We start from the raw sequence: 17,334 nt of genomic DNA, 5'->3' as shown, positions 1-17,334 counted from the left end.
TGAGCCGTCTAGGGGCGTGCGCTGATGCCTGCCTCCCGCTTCACGCAGACCGGCAATTACCGGACCAGGTACCGGCAGGACCAGACCATCTTTGCCACCTACGCCGAGCAACTGAGCCTGATCGTCCTCATCGGTCTGCTGCTGCTGCTGCCACTGATCCTGCCCAAGACCATGCTGCGCGACGTGAACATGATCATGATCTACGCGGTGGCGGTGATCGGGCTGAACATCACCACCGGCTACACCGGCCTGATCAACATCGGGCAGGCGGCGTTCATGGGCGTGGGGGCGTACGCCACGGCGCTGGCGGCCACACGATGGAACCTGCCATTCTTTCTCGCCATTCCGGTGGGCGGGCTGGCGGGCGCACTCGTCGGAACGTTTGTCGGTCTGCCCAGCCTGCGCCTGAAATACCTGTACCTGGCCGTCGCCACCCTGGCGTTCCAGATCATTTTCGAGTGGGGGGTGGGGCACACACCGCTGCTGGCGCAGGGGGGGGCGATCAGCCTGCCGCAGGTGCAGGTGTTCGGGGTCAAGGCCACCTTCTTTAACCACAATTTCGTGTGGTACTACCTGATTCTGCCGGTGCTGGTGGTGATGGGCCTGCTGTGGCGCAACGTGCTGCGCACCAAGCATGGGCGCTCGCTGATCGCCGTTCGGGACAACGACCGGGCCGCCGCCGCCATGGGCATCAACCCCGGCACCGCCAAGATCACGGCGTTCATGATCGGCTCGTTCTACGCCGGCATCGCGGGTGGACTGTTCGCCTACTTTCAGAAAGCCGTGGTGATCGAGGATTACGGTCTGCACATCTCCATCCAGCTGCTGGCAATGGCCATCGTGGGCGGTCTGGGCAGCCTGCCGGGCTCGTTCCTGGGCCCCCTGTTCATTGTGGCGCTCGACCGCATCGTGGGCGGCACCAGCAACTGGATCGGCTCTCAGAACCTCTTTCCGGCGGGGGTCGACGCGGCCACTGCCCTGCGCCCGCTGTCCTTCGGTCTCGCCATCGTGCTGTTCCTGATGTTCGAGCCGCGTGGGCTGGCCAACTGGTGGCGATTGTCCAGGCTCTATTTCAAGAAGTGGCCGTACAAGTTCTAGCGCCCACCCCTCCACCTCAATCTCAATCCACATCAACCTCAGGCCACACCCGGACCCGCCCTCTCACCCACTGGAGGTTTCACCCATGAAGAAAACCCTGCTGCTGTCCGCCCTCGTGTCCATCTCCTTCGCCGCTGCCCAGAAAACCGTCACGTTGCCGTGGTCCGGGGCCATCACCGGCCCCACGAGCGACGCCGGGGCCAGCTACGCGGCGGGCGTGGAGGACTACTGCAAGTACGCCAACGCGCAGAAGATGCTGCCGGGCATCACCCTGAACTGCGTGACCCGCGACGACCAGTACAACAACGCCAACACCCAGCGCAACTTCGAGGATTTCGTGGGCAACCTGAACGCCCCGGTGTTCCTGGGCTACGCGACGGGTGGGGCGCTGCAACTCAAGAGCGTGATTCAGGAAACCAAGATCCCCACCCTGACCGCCAGCTACCACATCGGCATCATCGACGCGCCGGACAACACCTACACCTTCCTGCCGGTCAGCAGCTACAGTGAAAACATCGTGGCGCTGCTGGAATACATCGCCAAGAAGGAGCGCGGCGCAAAGGTGGCGTTGATCGTCAATCCCAGCCCCTTCGGGCGTGACCCGGTGGTGGACGCCCGCAAGGCCGCCACCCGCCTGGGCCTCAAGATCACCGACGTGCAGGAAGTCGGCGGCAACAACCTGGACAACACGGCCCTCCTGAAGCGGCTGGAGGCGCAGGGTGCCAAGTACATCATCAACCAGAACACTGCCGGACCCGTGGCGAACATCCTCAAGGACGCCAAGCGGCTGAACCTGCTGGGCAAGATGCAGTTCATGGGCGCGCACTACACCGGCGGTGAGGACCTGACCAAGCTGGCCGGGGACGCCGCAAAAGACTTTATCTGGGCCACCAGCTACTACCTGTACGACGAGGCCAATCAGCCGGGCATTCAACTGGTCAAGAAGATCGGCGCGCAGTTCAAGCGCGGCGCGGACACCATCCGCAGCGTCCACTACACCAGTGGAATGCTGGCCTCTGCCATTGCCATCGAGGCCATGAAGCGTGCGGGAAACAACCCGGACGCCGCCGGGGTCTACAAGGGCCTGATCAGCATGAACGGCAGCCGTTCCTTTGATCCCGGCTTCGCGGTCGGTCCGGTGACCTTCAGCGCCAAGGACCACATCGGCGCCGAAAGCCTGCGTCTGCTGCAGGCCGACGCCACCGGCAACTTCAAGGCGATCACCGGGGCGCAGCGCAGCGCGATGTTCCAGCTCGTTCACCCCATGAAGTAGCGCGCTGAGGTGGGGGCCGGCTCCACCGTAGGGCCGCGCTCCCTGGCGCCCGCGGCGTACTTTTCGCCATCCCCCATCTTCCGGAGGTGAACGTTTGACCCTTTCTTCCCCCCAGCCTGTCTCCACCCCACCCCCCCGGGCGGCGCCCGGCACCGATGACCTGACCGTCAACAACGTGGAGGTGGTGTACCACGACATCATTCAGGTGCTGCGCGGCGTCAGCCTGACCGTGCGGGCCGGACAGGTCACGTCCCTGCTGGGCACCAACGGCGCGGGCAAGACCACCACGCTGCGGGCCATCTCGGGCCTGCTCAAGCCCGAGAACGGCAAGATCCGCGAAGGCACCATCTCGTTTGCGGGCAAGACGTTAAGCGCCCTGACCGGCACCGACGTCGTCAAGTCCGGCGTGGTGCAGGTGCCGGAGGGCCGGCGCGTGTTCAAGCACCTGTCGGTGGAGGAAAACCTGCGGGCCGGGGCGATTCTGGGCCGGGGCAACTGGCATACGGACCTGGAGCGCATCTACTCCTACTTTCCCAAGCTGCCCGCGCTGCGGCACAAGCAGGCCGGCTACACCTCCGGCGGCGAGCAGCAGATGATCGCCATTGGCCGCGCGTTGATGGCGCACCCGCGCGTGCTGCTGCTGGACGAACCCAGCCTGGGCCTTGCGCCGCTCCTGGTGGCCGAGATCTTCGACAACGTGCGCCGCATCAACCGCGAGGAGGGCCTGAGCGTGCTGGTGGTGGAGCAGAACGCCAACATCGCCCTCAGAAACAGCGATTACGGCTACGTCATGGAAAACGGACGCATCGTGATGGAGGGTCTCAGCGCCCAGCTGGCCAGCAATCCGGACGTCAAGGAGTTCTACCTGGGCGTCACCGAGGGCGGCGCCCGCAAGAGTTTCAAGGACGTCAAGAGCTACAAGCGGCGCAAACGCTGGATGTAAGGGCGGCGCGTCAGCTCCCTGGCACCCACGCAGGCTTGAGTGTGCAGGCCCTCCAGTCGGGGACGGCACCCAACGCCTGCCTTCTTTGAGGACACCCATGACCCACACACGCCAGCCCGGTTTCACCTCGCTCCCCCAGCAGGCCGAGCTTCTGGACCGACTTGCACAGCTCCCGCTCTACCGCGTGGCCCTCCAGAACCTGTCGGAGCAGACCGGATGGGCCAGCGTTCCCTTTCTGACCCGCGAGAGGCTGACGCAAGCCTTTGAGGCGGGCGAACTGGCCCATCCCGACGCCGTGCGCGTTCACCTCACGCCGCATGTGGGCGGGGGCTGGCTGCCGGAATACGCGACGCAGGCCGACATCGACGCGCATGGGCGGGCGGCTGGGGCGGCCCTGGCACGGGCGGGCGTCCGCCGCGAGGACCACGTTCAGATCGCCTTCGGCTTTCACCGTTTTGCGGGCGGCTGGATCATGCAGGGCGGCTTCGAGGCGCTGGGCACCAAGACCCTGCCCTTCGGCCCCGGCGAGTCCGAGGCACAACTGGAAGCTATCCGGAAGCTGGGCGTGCGCGTGCTGGTCTCGGCCCCGAGTTTCGCGCAGCGGCTGGGCGAGGCGGGCGCGCGGGTGGAACTGCTGATCTCCTCTGGCGAGCCCTTGACCAGCATCGCGGGCCGCCGTGAGCGGGTGGAGGCGGCGCTGGGCTGCGTGGCCCTGGACGCCTACGCCAGCAGTGAGGCTGGCCTGATGGCCCTGGAAACCCCCGAAAAGAATGGGCTGCGCGTGCTGGAAGACTGGGTGTACCTGGAGGTGGTTGACCCGGAGACCGGCGAGGCCCTGCCGGACGGCGAACGCGGCGAACTGGTGGTCACGCACCTGAGCAAACAGGCCATGCCGCTGCTGCGCTTCCGCACCGGGGACCTGACCCGGATCGAGCGCCGGGCCGACGGCGCCTATCTGCCGGGCGGCGTCTTCGGTAACGTGGGGGGTATGCTCAAGGTCAAGGGCGTCAAGCTGTTTCCGCGTGAGGTGGCGTTCTGGCTGGCGGGCCAGGGGCTGGACCACACCCAGCACACGCTGCGGCTGTGGTCCCAGGCCGGGGCCGATCGCCTGGGCCTGACCGTTCGTGGGGAGCGTACAGACGCCATGGACACGCTGAAGGTCGATTTCCAGCGCCGTTTCGTGATCCGGCTGGACGAACTGACGGTTACCCCCGAGCACGAGGGCGAGGGCGTGCTGGACGGGCGGGAATAGCGGCACAAAAAGCCCCACTCGGCGGTGGGGCAGCCTCCCTGACTTCACCCGGTCAGGTTCAATTGTTGGGCTTCTCCAGCATGGGGGCCGCACCTGTGCAGCGTGTGTGAGGGGCATTGGGTTGCCCTTGGGAGAGCGCAGACCGGAGCGTCATGTGATACATGAAGGGGCGTGACTGGCCGCAAAAAGCAGAAAATCAGAATTGCCCGCCCGCCTGTCCGTGAGGAAAGTGCGGACGGCGGGGATTACTTCGCGGTGCGTCCGGCCAGGCTTGGCCAGCGGCTCGAAGGCCTGAGTACGCTGACCAAACCTGGCGTGCGCGGCTTTGCGGGTGTGGAGGCCGCCCAAGAGTTGCTGGCGCAGACCATGCGCAAGGACCGCGTTTCCGGCGAGGTGCTGGACCTCTCGGCGGCGGGCGGCCTGCTGGGTAGCCTGCCCGGGGTGACCCTGCGGGCGGTGGAGGGCTCGGCAGCGGCCCTGACCGTACTGGAAGCAGCAGGGTACGAGCTGATGGCCGCGGTCCCAGGCGACACTTTGCAGGAGCGCTGGCCCGAGCGGGCACGGACGGTGGCCCTGACCCTGGCCGGGGACCGGGGCAACGCCTATGTGCTGGCGCAGGTGGCCTGGGCACACGCGCAGACGCCGCCCGGCGGCACGCTGTACCTGGCTGGAGACCGTGACAAGGGTTTTGACCGCTATGTCCGGGCGGCCGGGGCGGCCTTCGGAACGGGGGAGACGGTGGCCCGCGACGGCGGCATGCGCGTGGCCCGCCTGACGCGCCGCCCTGGCCCCACGCCCCCGATGCCAGCGGCAGAGGGCTACGAGGCGTTCGGCGTGCAGGTCACCGGCCTGCCCGGCGTGTTCAGTGCCGGAAAGGCGGATAGGGCGACTTCGCTTCTGCTTGAAACGCTGGGAGAACTGGAGCTGGCCGGTCAGCGTGTGCTGGATCTGGGCTGCGGTGCAGGTTTGATCGGGGCCTGGGCGGCCAAACGTGGCGCAACTGTGACCCTGGCCGACGGCGACTTACAAAGCGTCCGCAGCTCCCGGATGACGCTGGAGGCAAACGGCCTCCAGGGCGAGGTGGTCCACTCCGACGTCGATGCGGCGCTGGGTGAGCGCACGTTCGACACTCTTCTGACCAACCCACCCTTCCATGTCGGGCGCGGCGTGGTACTGGACGTGGCCCTGCAGTTCCTGGCCGCCGCCTCGCGCCGCCTGAAGCCGGGCGGCACGCTGTATCTGGTGGCCAACGAGCCCCTGCCGTACGAGGCGGCGCTGGGTGAGATCGGTCCTGTGAGGGAACTGGCCCGTGCCCACGGCTTCAAAGTGCTGGCTGCCACACGCGCTCAGGACTGATGGGAACCTTTTCTCCGTGCGTCACGTACTCCCTGTGTTGATTCCCGTGTTGGAAGATTCACCGCAGACGTGGTAAAATCGACGACTGCTTTCAGGCGGGCGATGGCCCGCAAATGCGTTTGCTAGACTGGCGCGTTCCGGCATCTGGTCCTGCTCCCTCACGGCCCGAATTCCGCCCGCCCCCGATTGTTTCATTCTCTTGCCGCAGGAGGCCGCATGGCAGAGTCCACCAAATCATCACCCGATCAAGCATCTGACGTCCCCGCGACGGCTCCCAAAGCAACCGACAAGAAGCGCGCCCGTGTGGGCGGCGCCAAACCCAGCGCTCCTGTGGCCGAGGCTCCGGCCAAGGCTGCCCCGGCCAAAAAGCCGGCTGCCCGTAAGGCCGCAGCCCCCAAGACCGAGGGCGACGCCCCCGTGAAGGCGGCAAAGAAGCCGGCGGCCACGACGACCGCCTCTGACACGGCTGCGGTGGGTGCCGACCCCAAGGCACCGCCCAAGAAGGCTCCCAAGGCCGCTTCCAAAAAGACGGCTGACGCGGCGGCGGAAGCCCCCGCTAAAGCGCCTGCGGGCAAGGCTGCCGGCAAGGCCACCGCCGCCAAGGCCAGCCCGGCCAAGGCGGGCGCGGCCAAGACCAGCGCTGCGCCCAAGGTCAGCGTGGCCGACAAGCCGTACTACGCCCATCCCGGCATTCAGGAACTGTTGAAGTCCGGCAAGGCGGCTGGGGTCCTGGCCTCCGAGGACATTGCTACGGCCCTGGCCACCGCCCTTGAGGCCAACGGCCTGGACCCGGAGAACCCGGAGAACGCCGACGCCTTCGAGGACCTTCAGTTGTACCTGGCCGCCCAGAACATCGAGGTTCAGGACGCCGAGGACGACGACGAGGAGGAGTCCGAGGACGAGGAAGCCGAGGACGGCCCCGCCGCCGCCCGCGCCACCAACCAGCCCGACGACGAGGAAAAGTACTTTGACGACATGCCGCGCGCTGTCAGCAATGACCCGGTGCGCCAGTACCTGCATGAGATCGGGCGGGTGCCGCTGCTGACGCTGGAAGAGGAAATTGCGCTGGCCCGCCGTATCGAGGAAGGCGAGGAATCCCGCAAGATTCTGGAAGAAGAGCTGGAGATGGAAGACCGTGCCCGCCGCCGCCAGATGCGTCAGGTGGAAGACGGTGCGGCGGCGCGTCAGGGCCTGATCGAGGCCAACCTGCGTCTGGTGGTCAGCATTGCCAAGAAGTATACCGGCCGTGGCCTGGGCTTCCTGGACCTGATTCAGGAGGGCAACCAGGGCCTGATCCGCGCGGTGGAGAAGTTCGAATACCGCCGCCGCTACAAGTTCTCCACCTACGCCACGTGGTGGATCCGGCAGGCCATCAACCGCGCCATCGCCGATCAGGCGCGCACCATCCGCATCCCGGTGCATATGGTGGAAACCATCAACAAGCTGACCCGCACCGCCCGGCAGCTTCAGCAGGAACTCTCGCGCGAGGCGACGCACGAGGAGATCGCCGAGGCGATGGGACCCGGCTGGGACGCCAACAAGGTGGAAGAGGTCCAGAAGGTCAGCCAGGAGCCGGTGTCGCTGGAAACGCCCATCGGTGACGAGAAGGACAGCTTCTACGGCGATTTCATCCCCGACGACAACCTGGATTCCCCGGTGGACAACGCCGCCAAGACCCTGCTGAGTGAGGAGTTGGAAAAGGCCCTGTCCAAGCTGACCGAGCGCGAGGCCATGGTTCTGAAGTTCCGCAAGGGCCTTGTGGACGGCCGCGAGCATACGCTTGAAGAGGTCGGTCAGCGCTTCAACGTGACCCGCGAACGCATCCGTCAGATCGAGAACAAGGCGCTGCGTAAGCTCAAGTACCACGAGAGCCGCACCCGCAAGCTGCGCGACTTCCTGGACTGAGCCGCAAGTCTCTCTGCGCCGCCCCCGACTCCGGTCCGGGGCGGTTTTTGTGGTGCTGGGGCGGGGGCAGCTTGAGTGGACTTGCCCACAGGATGCCGGCGTGTGGCAGTCTCTTCGCAGTGGAGGGGATTTCGCCTGCCACCCTGACCTCCAGCTCTCCCCAACCCGGGCAACTTTTTCCGCCCCGGCGCGTATTCTCCAGGCAAGATGATGTTCAAGGCCCACTTTTGACCGCCGCGCCGCGTGAGGACCCCTGGCTTGACGCCCCCTCGCGGGTGTCGTGGCGGGCCTACGGGCTGGCGCTGTTGCCGCTGGCGGCGGCGGGCTGGCTGCCGTGGTGGGCCACCGCGCTGCTGTGCGCCCTGTTCGCCGTGGCGGTGCGCTGGCCGCGCTGGGAGGAGGGCCGCCTGTTGCTTAGCCTGCTGATTGTGGGCGGCGCGGCGCTGGCCCTGGCCCCGGCGGCGCTGGCCCTGGGGCGCGGTGCGTTGGTGGGGCCTGGCGCTGCATTACCTGGCGCTGTTCTTTGTGGGACTGGCCCTGAACTGGGCCGCGAGCCGCATCAGCGACGGGCTCAGGGGTAGCCGGACGGCGCTGCTGGCGCCGCTGCTGATCGGTCTGCTGGCCCCGCAGCCGGGCCTGCTGCTGGCGCTGGCCGGGGGCCTGCTGGCGACAGCCGGCCGAGACGAGCGCCTGGGCCAGCGCCCGCACCGCCCGGTGCCCCGCGTGTGGTGGGCAGCGGGCGCGGCGTTGGGAGGCGTCCTGCTGCTCAGCGTCATGTTGCCGCGTCAGGCGATGGACTGGGCGGCGCTGGGTGGGCCCACACCGCCGCCTGCCGTCCAGGGGCCGTCGTCCGCCCCCCAGCCCGCCGCCGCCGACCCCACACAGACGCCGTCTGCTCCGGCCACGCCCGGTATGGAGCTGCCGTTCCAGTTCAGCCTGGGCAACGTTGCTCTGCCCACCGACGCGATTCTGCTGGGCGGACTGCTGCTGCTCCTGGCGGGCGGCGGGCTGATGTGGCGGCTGCGCCGCAGAGAGACCGGCAAACCCCGTCTGATCGAACTGTTGATGGTGGCAGGCCTGCTGCTGACCGGGGCGCTGTGGCTGGCGGCGGGCGTGCTGCTGTCCGGCAGTGGTGGGGGCAGTTCGGGGGCCGGGGCGCAGGCTGGCTCCGGCGCGGGCAACGCCCTGGCGGGACTGCTCAGCAACATCACCGGGCGGCGGCAGATCGACATCAGCGCCTTTGTGCAGGGCCTCCTGTGGCTCAGCCTGGTTGCGTTGTTCGCGCTGGCCGCGCTGCTGGTCTGGATGAACGTCATGCAGGCCCGGGAAGGGGAGGAGAAGGTTGAGGCCCCGCTGGCGCTGAAGGGCGGCCCCTCCCCCTCGGCCCAGCCGGCGCTGCACCGCGTCCGTCTCGCGTACCGGCAGGCCGAGGAGGCCCTGCGCCAGCATGGGCGTGGCCGCAGGGCGGCAGAGACCCCGGCGGGCTACGCGGCGCGGCTGTCCGGCTTTGATCCGGCGCTGGCCGGGCCGCTGGACACCCTGACCCGTGCCTACGCCCCGGTCCGCTACGGCGGGCGCGTCACCGATGAGGACGCCGAGGGGGCCGAGGCGGCGGCGCGCGAGCTGGCCAGGGCGCTGCCTGCCTTGCCGCCTCCCCACGATCCTGACGACGACTCCACTTCTGACCACGAGGACAACCCATGACCGATTCACCCATCTTCCAGCCATTCGCCCGCTCGATTCTGGACAACGTAGCCCGTGTGCTGGTGGGTAAGACCGAGGTCACGGGCCTGGCCCTGGCCGGCGTGCTGGCCGGCGGCCACGTGCTGCTGGAAGACGCCCCCGGCACCGGCAAGACCATGCTGGCCCGCGCCCTGGCCGTCAGCCTGGGCCTGACCTTTACCCGCGTGCAGTTCACCCCCGATCTGCTGCCGGGCGACGTGACCGGCGTCAGCGTGTACCGCCCCGCCAGCGGCACCTTCGAGTTCGTGCCGGGGCCGATCTTTACCGGCGTGTTGCTGGCCGACGAGATCAACCGCGCCACCCCCAAGACGCAGTCCGCGCTGCTGGAGGCGATGGGGGAGGGGCAGGTAACCGAGTCCGGCGTGACCCACACCCTGGAGCAGCCCTTCGTGGTGATCGCCACCCAGAATCCCATTGAAAACGAGGGCACCTATCGGCTGCCCGAGGCGCAGCTGGACCGCTTCTTGTTGCGCCTGTCGGTGGGTTACCCCACGCTGGACGAGGAGGTGCGGATGCTCTCGCGCCTGCAGGGCCAGCACCCGATCCACGCGTTGGAGCCGGTGGCCGCGCCTGCCGAGTTGCTGGCGGCCCGCCGGGAGGTTCAGACGGTGCACGTCTCCGAGGACCTGCGGCGCTACGTGGCGGCGCTCTCGGCCCGCACGCGCTCGCATTCCGCCGTAACCCTGGGCGGCAGCCCACGGGCCAGTCTGGCGTTGCAGGGCGTGGCACAGGCGCTGGCATGGATGGAAGGCCGCGGGTTCGTGATTCCGGACGACGTGCAGCGTGCCGCGCCAGGTGTGCTGGCCCACCGCCTGAGCCTCAACATCGAGGCCCGTTTGCAGGGTCTGCCCGCTGAGGAAGTCGTGCGCGAGGTGCTGCGGTCCGAGCCGGTTCCGGTGGAGACCGTCCCCCGGCCGCCCGAGACCGCCGCCGCCCGGTGAGCCTCCTGCTGGCCGCGCTGCTGTGGCTGGGCGCAGTTGGTCTGCTGGCGGCGTTGTTGTGGTGGGCCTACCGCATGCCGCCGCAGGTGTCGTTTTCGCGGGAGCTGCCGCACAATGGTTTTCAGGGCACCCGCCTGCTGCTGACGCTGCGGGTGGCCCTGCACAGCCGGCTGCCGGTGCGCTACCTGATCGAGGACCCCACGCCGCGCACGGTGGTGCCAGACGCGCCCCTGCGCCTGTCCGGCGAGATGCTGGGCATCCAGCACCTTGACGTGGCCACCCGCCTGACCCTCAACAGCCGGGGTGTGTACCTGTGGCCGGGCGCGACGCTGCACTGGGCCGATCCGCTGGGCCTGTTCTGGCACAGCGTGTCCATTCCGGCGGTTCAGCGCCTGGACGTCTTTCCCACGCCCCACGGCCTGCGCCTGCCGGACCTGCTGCGTCCCCTGCTGAGCGAGGGCGGGCTGAGCCGCCGCCTGGGGCTGGAAGATCCCATCAGCCTGCGCAGCGTGCGCGGATACGCCTCCGGTGATCCGCCGGGCCGCATCCACTGGCGCTCCAGCGCCCGCACCGGCACCCTGTCGGTCCGCGAGCCGGAGCGCACGGCGGCCAGCAGCGTGACCGTGTATCTGGATGTCAGCAGCGGCGGAGAGGTCTTTGCCGAGAGCGCGGTGCGGCTGGCCGCCAGTCTGGTGCAGGAGGCGCTGGCCCTGGGCCTTCCCGTCTCGGTGGCCACCAACGCGGGGGCGACGCCCGCAGGCCGCCACGCCGAGGCCCTGCACGCCGCCCTGCTGCGGCTGGCTCAGCTGCAGCCGGACCCGGCGCCGCCGGTGATTCCGCCCACACGCTCCGGCGGCAACCTGATTATCCTGAGCGCGAGCCCGGCGCCCGCACTGATCACCGGGGCCATGCGGGCGCGGGCCACCGCCAGCCGGGTCGCCATCGTCGCCATGCCCGAGGGCTTTTACCTGGAACCCGGCGAGAAGCCGCGCCGCCAGTGGGTGGCGGCCCCCGACGCGGTCAGGAATCTGGAGCGGCAGGCCGGGGTGCTGGCCGGGGCGGGCATCCTGGTGTTCGTGCTGCGCGGCAACCAGAGCGTGCTGCGGCTGGGCGGGTAGAGTTCTGGCTGCACAGGCGTGGGCCTGCCGTGAAGCCAGATGAAGGAAGCGCTCAGACCGCGCATTTCCCGGCTTGGTAGCGTAGACGCATGACCCAGAATGATGACCGCCGTGATCCCAGGGCTGCTGCCGACGAGAAACACGAACCCACCAACGTGGAGTTGCAGTTCATGGGCCACGTTGACGAGCGCGAGGAGCTGGAAGCCGAGGTGGAGGCCGAGAGCCGTGAAGCCGGGGAATTCAGGGAGCGCGGCATGGACAAGCAGGATGTGGCTGTGGCCCAGACCATGGACGGCAGCGATCCCCCCAGCACCAACATGGGGGACACCGATGAGAAAACGACGCCCTGAGCTGACCTCCTGGCACGTTGTTTCAAGGCACCTGGCCTCAGCGCCGGGTGCCTTTGCTGTGCGGGGCCAGGGGGGACAGGGCCAGCCGTTCAATCTCAGCCGCGATCACGGGCAGGGCGCCCGCCGGGCCGATTCTGGTCAGTCCGGCCAGCGCCGCCCGCGCCTGCCGTGAAGGGTCGCCCAGCAGGGCCCGGACCTGTGCGGCCAGTTCGGGTGCGGATGCGCCCACCACGCTGAGTGACGCGCCCAGCAACCGCCCCTGCCGCCGCGCAAATCCGGCGGTGTACTGCGGGCCGCGCGTGGCAAAGCTGATAACCGGCACCCCCAGTCCCGCCAGCTGCTCATTTGCCGTGCCCGAGGTGCCGATGGCGATGTCCGCCGCCCGCGCCACCGCGCCGAACGCCCGGCGCACCAGGGTCACGCTTGTGCCCTCACCCCTGGCCATCGCCTCCGCATCGCCGTGATGCTCCAGCGTCCAGCCGCCGGGCAACGTCACCGCATCCCAGATGTGCGGCCACGCCACCACCGGCGTGACCTCCGGCAGCAGGGCGGCGGCCCTGAGCATCAGGGGCAGGCTCTCGCGGTGGTCGTCCCGCGAGCCGGGCAGCAGGGCCAGGACCGGGCGGCCTGCCGGGAGCCGCAGGTCTCGCTCCGGGACGGACAGCACGTCCATGGCGAAGCTTCCGGCAAAGCGGGCCGCAACGCCGCGCTGGCGGTAGTACCGTTCAGTGGCGGCGTCGCGCACGAACACAGCGTCGGCCCCACGTGCCAGCCGCAACTCGTAGGGCATGGGCCGGTTGGCCCCCAGCGCGTTCAGTTCCCGCAGCGCCCCGCGCAGACCCAGGCCGTCCAGGTAGTGCGCGCTCAGCAGCGGCTGAACATGAACCAGTGGCAGGCGCCTCATTCTGGCCGCCACCGTTCCCACCATCAGCGCGTAGGCGTCGCCCACAACAACGACGGTGCCCGTCTCACTGGCCCCGCGCGTGGCATCAGTCCACTGCCCCAGCGACTCGCCGACTAATCCGGCCCGCAGGTCGGCGCGCAGGTTGTCCAGGCTGCCAAAGGGAAACCCCCCGCTGGGCAGCCGCAGAACCCGGCCCACCCGCGTTGCGTCGGAAAGGGCCGCGTAAGCCCGGCCCTCGCCCACCAGCGGGCTGTACCGCACGCGGCGTGTCAGGAGGCCTGCCAGCCGCGCCCCGATCAGGTCTTCCGCCGTGCCGTTGGAAACGAACAGAACGGGCGCCGTGGAAGGAATCACGCGCCGCAGCATACCGCCGGTGCCGGTGGCCCGGCCCTGCACTCCAAGCGGGCATGGTACGAATAGAGCCGACATGCCCGCCGCGAGTGACCTGCCATGAGTGAATTTGACGAGCTTCAGGCGGCCATTCGCCGCCATGCCCACGAGCGGCAGGCCGAGGAACGGGCCTGTGAGGCGTTCATCAACGCGCTGTATCACGCCCTGCGGGCGGCCAGTGGACCGGGATTGCCCCTCAACAATGTCACGCTGGATTTCACCACCGACCCGGCCAACCGCCTGCGCCCCGTGCCCACCGGGGGCTTTCACGCCGCCTGGCTGCGGCTGGGGCTGTGTGAGGTACTGGTGCGGGTGCGCCGCGTGGGCGGGGCGTTTCAGGGCGAGTACGGCGAGGGCGGCACCTTCCGCCTGGAGCAGACCGGCGAGGACGAGCTGTTCACCCTGGCCCGCCAGATGCTGTGCGACGTGGCCGACACCTACGCGGGCGTGGGCTGGGAGCGGACCAGACCGCTGAACTGAGCCGGGGGCCAGCCCAGAACAGACGGGCCGCCTCTCCAGTGTCTCGGAGAGGCGGCCCTGGACGGTCCAGTACGTTAGCCCTTGACTGCCCCCGCCGTCAGGCCGGACACGATATTGCGCTGGAAGATCAGGACCAGGGTGATCAGCGGAATGGTCACCACAATGCTGGCGGCCATGATCGGCCCCCACGGCTGGTCAAACTGCGACGCGCCCGAGTAGTTGGCGATGACCACCGGCACGGTGCGGTTGGTGCTCATGAAGGTCAGCGCGAACAGGTACTCGTTCCAGGCGTTGATAAAGGCCAGCAGGCCGGTGGTGACCAGCGCGGGCATCATCACCGGGAACAGCACCTTGAACAGCGTCTGTAGCGGGCTGGCCCCGTCGACCAGCGCCGCCTCCTCCAGCTCGCCGGGAATGTCGCGCACGAAGGAGGTCAGCACCCAGACCGTGAACGGAATGGTGAAGATCAGGTACGAGACCATCAGGCCCAGCGGGTTGTCGAACAGGCGAAAGCGGGTGATCAGCGTGAACAGCCCGCCCAGCACGGCGATCTGCGGAAACACGCTGACGGCCAGAATGATGTACATGATGAACTGTTTGCCCTTGAAGCGGAACCGGCCCAGCGCGTAGGCGGCAAACGAGCCGAACAGCAGGCTGACGGCCACCGCTCCCACTGCGACAATGGTGCTGAACAGCAATCCGCGCCGGAAGCTGGGGTTGCCGAACACCTGCGTGTAGTTGTCGAGGGTGGTGGGGGCGGTCATAAATTGAAGCGGCGGCAGGAACAGGTCGGTCGCCCGACGGAAGCTGGTCAGCACCGCCCACGCGAAGGGAAACAGCAGGTACGCGGTAATGACCAGGACCAGCAGGTAGAACAGCGTCCGCTGGAGGTAGTACATGCTGGGATTGGTGCGTTTCAGGTTCATGTCCAGACCCCCTAGTCGAACTTCACGCGGAAGGCGGTCACGTAGATGACCACAATCGTCATGATGATGATAAAGATCGCCACGGAAACGGCGCTGCCGGTGCCCAGCAGCTGATTGTCGATCAGCTGCTGGCGGGCGTAGCCGGTCATGCTGGTGCTGGCCGCCACGTTGGCCCCCAGCATCACGTACATGATGTCGAACACCCGCAGGGCGTCCAGGCTGCGGAACACCAGGGCCACCAGCAGCGCGGGCCGCAGCAGAGGCAGGGTCATGCGCCAGAACTGCGTCCACTTGCTCGCGCCGTCCATGTCGGCGGCCTCGTACATGTCACCCGGCAGGCTCTGCAACCCGGCCAGAATCAGCAGCGCCATAAAGGAGGTGGTTTTCCACACGTCCACCGCGATCAGCGCCCAGATGGCCTTGGACGGATCGGCCAGCAGCGCCTGCCCGCCCAGCAGCCCCTGCCCGATCAGCCCGAAGGAGTCGTTGTACATGTAGGCCCACATCTGCGCCGAGACCACCGTGGGAATGGCCCAGGGAATCAGCATGGCGGTTCGCAGGAACGAGCGCCCCGCAAACGCGCTGTTGACCACCAGCGCGATGATCATGCCAAACACGGTTTCAAGAAACACCGAGAACACCGTGAAAATCAGCGTGTTACGGACGGCGGTCCACCACTGCGGGTCCTGCAGGAAGCCCAGGCCAATACCCTCGGCGGTGGTAAACCAGAAGTTCTGCAGCCCGATGAAGGTGGACTGGTCCGGCGTGGTCAGGTTGGCTTCCTGCACGGAAAAGAAGATCGTGCGGTACAGCGGAAAGCCCGCCACCAGCGCGATGGCGATCAGGGTGGGCAGCAGCAGGATGATGGCCGTTCGGGCGCGGGACGCCTCGATGCCCGGCGTCCGCTTGCCCCGGGCCGGTGGAGCGGGTGGAGGCGTGGTGGGGGCGTTCGTGGTCATGGTCTGTGGCCTCCTGGTCCCTGAAAAAGAAGTCCCGAAAAAGAGTGGGCTGCCCGGCAATGTGGGCGGCTACGCGGTCAATAACGTGCTGCGGTGGAGAATGGCTGGCCTAGTTTGAGGCCCTCAGCTTAACGGTCCACGCTGGTCTCTGTTTGAAGGTTCTGGTGCAAAAGCGGTTGACGTTGACAACGCGGAGGGTCTGGCAGGTGAAGATCACGTCTCCGTATTGGTCTTCTTGTTTGCTGGAAGGCCCGGGCGGTATCCGAATCGGGCTGGAGAACCAAAGTGGGGGACGCCCAGTCCAGCGGGCGTCCCCCAGCTTCACCTGACGGTGAGGGGTGGGTGGGCCGCGCTTACCAGCCGCGTCCCTTGATGCGTGCCAGATCCGTTTCCAGCTTCTTGACGGCGGCTGCACCCTTCGTCTTGCCGGCCAGCACGTCGCTCACCGAGCCAGCGAAGGCCTGCGAAACCTGGTTGTACTTCAGCTTGGTGGGGCCAGAGGGCCGGGCCACGGCGCTGGTGAAGACGTCCAGCAGGCTGCCGAAGAAGGGGTTGGCCTTCAGCACGGCCTGGTCCTTGTAGAGGGCCGGACGTGTGGGGTTGTAGGCCGCTTCCACCGCACGGATCTTCTGCTCTTCCGCGCCGGTCAGGTAGCGCACCAGATCAATGGCGGCCGCCTGGTTCTTGGAGTACATGCTGACGCCCAGGTTCCAGCCGCCCAGGGTGGCCGCGTTGCCGTTGCCGCCGCTGGGGAGGGGGGCCACGCCGATCTTGCCCTTCACCTTGCTGTCGTCGCTCTGGCCCAGCGCCCAGGCGTAGGGCCAGTTGCGCATGAAGGCTGCGTTGCCCGACTGGAAGATGCCGCGCGCCTCTTCTTCGCCGTAGGTCGTCACGCCGGCCGGGCTGATGTTTTTGACCCAGCTGGCGGCAGTGTCCAGCGCCTTGGCCGCGTTAGCGTTGTTCACAGTGATCTTGCCGCTGTCATCCACGATGGTGCCGCCGCCGAAGGACACGAGCCATTCCAGCGCGTCACAGGTCAGGCCCTCGTAGTTCTTGCCCTGGAACACAAAACCGGTGAAGGTGCTGTTAGTCTTCTTCTCGCCGTCCTGGATCTTCTTGGCCATGGTGGCCAGCTCGGCCCAGGTCTTGGGCGCGCCGCTGTAGCCGTACTTCTTCATCAGGTCGGTGCGGTAATACAGCAGTCCGGCGTCCGTGAACCATGGCAGTGAAACCAGCTTGCCGTCCACGGTGTTGGCCGCGATGATACCCTTGAAGTGCTCGTTGACTTCGGTGGCCGGGACCTTGCTCTTCAGGTCCACGAAGTGCTGCGACAGCAGGCCGGGCCAGATGATGTCAAGCTGGTACACGTCGATGGCGTCGCTCTTGGCGGCCAGCTGTTGCTGGTACAGGCCCAGGCGATCGTTGGTCAGGTTGGGGCTCTCAAACACCTTGACCGTGTTGCCGGTCTTCTTGGCCCAGCGCGCCGCGCCTTCCTTGCAAAGCTGGAGTTCCTGGCCCACCGTTCCGCAGGCGAGCGTGACTTGAACGGCTCCGGCCTGGCTGGAAGCGGCGATGGCGGCGGTCAGGCTGACAAGTGCAATGGCTTTCTTCATGAATCCTCCTGTGTGGACTGGCCGGGGTTCCGGCACGCCAGCTTCCCCTCGGAAGCGGTTCCACGATTACGCAGTTGTGATTG

The 17,334-nt window shown here is 67.6% G+C and carries 16 protein-coding genes; 12 read left to right on the top strand and 4 right to left on the bottom strand.

Going from position 1 to position 17,334, the window contains the following annotated elements; genetic code table 11:
* Nucleotides 1-24: 24 nt before the first annotated feature.
* The 11 genes from IEY31_RS10685 (at nucleotide 25) to IEY31_RS10635 (ending at nucleotide 11,979) form a co-directional block, all read left to right on the top strand.
* Nucleotides 25-1,098, top strand: a complete 1,074-nt coding sequence (locus IEY31_RS10685) for a branched-chain amino acid ABC transporter permease (RefSeq protein ID WP_188971760.1) — start codon at nucleotides 25-27, stop codon at nucleotides 1,096-1,098.
* 85 nt (nucleotides 1,099-1,183) lie between these two features.
* On the top strand, nucleotides 1,184-2,371 hold the full coding sequence (locus tag IEY31_RS10680) for an ABC transporter substrate-binding protein (RefSeq protein WP_188971758.1): 1,188 nt from the start codon (nucleotides 1,184-1,186) through the stop codon (nucleotides 2,369-2,371).
* Nucleotides 2,372-2,465: 94 nt separating this feature from the next.
* Nucleotides 2,466-3,314 (top strand): ABC transporter ATP-binding protein, encoded by an 849-nt coding sequence (locus IEY31_RS10675; RefSeq protein ID WP_229723488.1) that lies wholly within the window; start codon nucleotides 2,466-2,468, stop codon nucleotides 3,312-3,314.
* A 97-nt stretch (nucleotides 3,315-3,411) separates the two neighbouring features.
* Nucleotides 3,412-4,566, top strand: coding sequence for a phenylacetate--CoA ligase family protein (locus IEY31_RS10670; protein ID WP_188971756.1), 1,155 nt, complete (start codon nucleotides 3,412-3,414; stop codon nucleotides 4,564-4,566).
* A gap of 171 nt (nucleotides 4,567-4,737) precedes the next feature.
* A complete protein-coding gene (locus IEY31_RS10665) occupies nucleotides 4,738-5,922 on the top strand; it encodes a methyltransferase (protein WP_188971754.1) in 1,185 nt (394 codons plus the stop codon).
* 702 nt (nucleotides 5,923-6,624) lie between these two features.
* A complete protein-coding gene (rpoD, locus tag IEY31_RS10660) occupies nucleotides 6,625-7,827 on the top strand; it encodes an RNA polymerase sigma factor RpoD (protein ID WP_188971912.1) in 1,203 nt (400 codons plus the stop codon).
* A gap of 227 nt (nucleotides 7,828-8,054) precedes the next feature.
* Entirely contained in the window at nucleotides 8,055-8,408 is a 354-nt protein-coding gene (locus IEY31_RS10655) for a hypothetical protein (protein ID WP_188971751.1), read from the top strand.
* Nucleotides 8,308-9,531 (top strand): DUF4129 domain-containing protein, encoded by a 1,224-nt coding sequence (locus tag IEY31_RS10650; protein WP_188971749.1) that lies wholly within the window; start codon nucleotides 8,308-8,310, stop codon nucleotides 9,529-9,531. Before IEY31_RS10655 ends, IEY31_RS10650 begins: the two co-directional genes overlap by 101 nt.
* Nucleotides 9,528-10,511, top strand: a complete 984-nt coding sequence (locus tag IEY31_RS10645; protein ID WP_188971747.1) for an AAA family ATPase — start codon at nucleotides 9,528-9,530, stop codon at nucleotides 10,509-10,511. Before IEY31_RS10650 ends, IEY31_RS10645 begins: the two co-directional genes overlap by 4 nt.
* Nucleotides 10,508-11,629 (top strand): DUF58 domain-containing protein, encoded by a 1,122-nt coding sequence (locus tag IEY31_RS10640; RefSeq protein WP_188971745.1) that lies wholly within the window; start codon nucleotides 10,508-10,510, stop codon nucleotides 11,627-11,629. Before IEY31_RS10645 ends, IEY31_RS10640 begins: the two co-directional genes overlap by 4 nt.
* Before the next feature lie 89 nt (nucleotides 11,630-11,718).
* Entirely contained in the window at nucleotides 11,719-11,979 is a 261-nt protein-coding gene (locus tag IEY31_RS10635; RefSeq protein ID WP_188971743.1) for an M-like protein, read from the top strand.
* 37 nt (nucleotides 11,980-12,016) lie between these two features.
* Here the strand turns inward: IEY31_RS10635 and IEY31_RS10630 are convergent, their stop codons facing one another.
* Nucleotides 12,017-13,237: a lipid-A-disaccharide synthase-related protein gene (locus IEY31_RS10630; protein ID WP_308424320.1), complete on the bottom strand. Its 1,221-nt coding sequence runs from the start codon at nucleotides 13,235-13,237 to the stop codon at nucleotides 12,017-12,019.
* 96 nt (nucleotides 13,238-13,333) lie between these two features.
* Here IEY31_RS10630 and IEY31_RS10625 point away from each other — a divergent pair, with 96 nt between their 5' ends.
* A complete protein-coding gene (locus IEY31_RS10625) occupies nucleotides 13,334-13,753 on the top strand; it encodes a hypothetical protein (RefSeq protein ID WP_188971741.1) in 420 nt (139 codons plus the stop codon).
* Between the two features lie 74 nt (nucleotides 13,754-13,827).
* Here the strand turns inward: IEY31_RS10625 and IEY31_RS10620 are convergent, their stop codons facing one another.
* The 3 genes from IEY31_RS10620 to IEY31_RS10610 form a co-directional block, all read right to left on the bottom strand.
* Nucleotides 13,828-14,679, bottom strand: a complete 852-nt coding sequence (locus tag IEY31_RS10620; RefSeq protein WP_188971739.1) for a carbohydrate ABC transporter permease — start codon at nucleotides 14,677-14,679, stop codon at nucleotides 13,828-13,830.
* 11 nt (nucleotides 14,680-14,690) lie between these two features.
* Entirely contained in the window at nucleotides 14,691-15,638 is a 948-nt protein-coding gene (locus tag IEY31_RS10615) for a carbohydrate ABC transporter permease (protein ID WP_188971737.1), read from the bottom strand.
* Nucleotides 15,639-15,991: 353 nt separating this feature from the next.
* Nucleotides 15,992-17,251 carry an ABC transporter substrate-binding protein gene (locus IEY31_RS10610; RefSeq protein ID WP_188971735.1) on the bottom strand — a complete coding sequence of 420 codons (1,260 nt, stop codon included), beginning with the start codon at nucleotides 17,249-17,251 and terminating at the stop codon, nucleotides 15,992-15,994.
* Nucleotides 17,252-17,334 lie beyond the last annotated feature (83 nt).

It is taken from the genome of Deinococcus aerolatus (assembly GCF_014647055.1).
GTDB classification, from domain to species: domain Bacteria; phylum Deinococcota; class Deinococci; order Deinococcales; family Deinococcaceae; genus Deinococcus; species Deinococcus aerolatus.
This window is presented reverse-complemented; position numbering and strand designations above follow the sequence as displayed.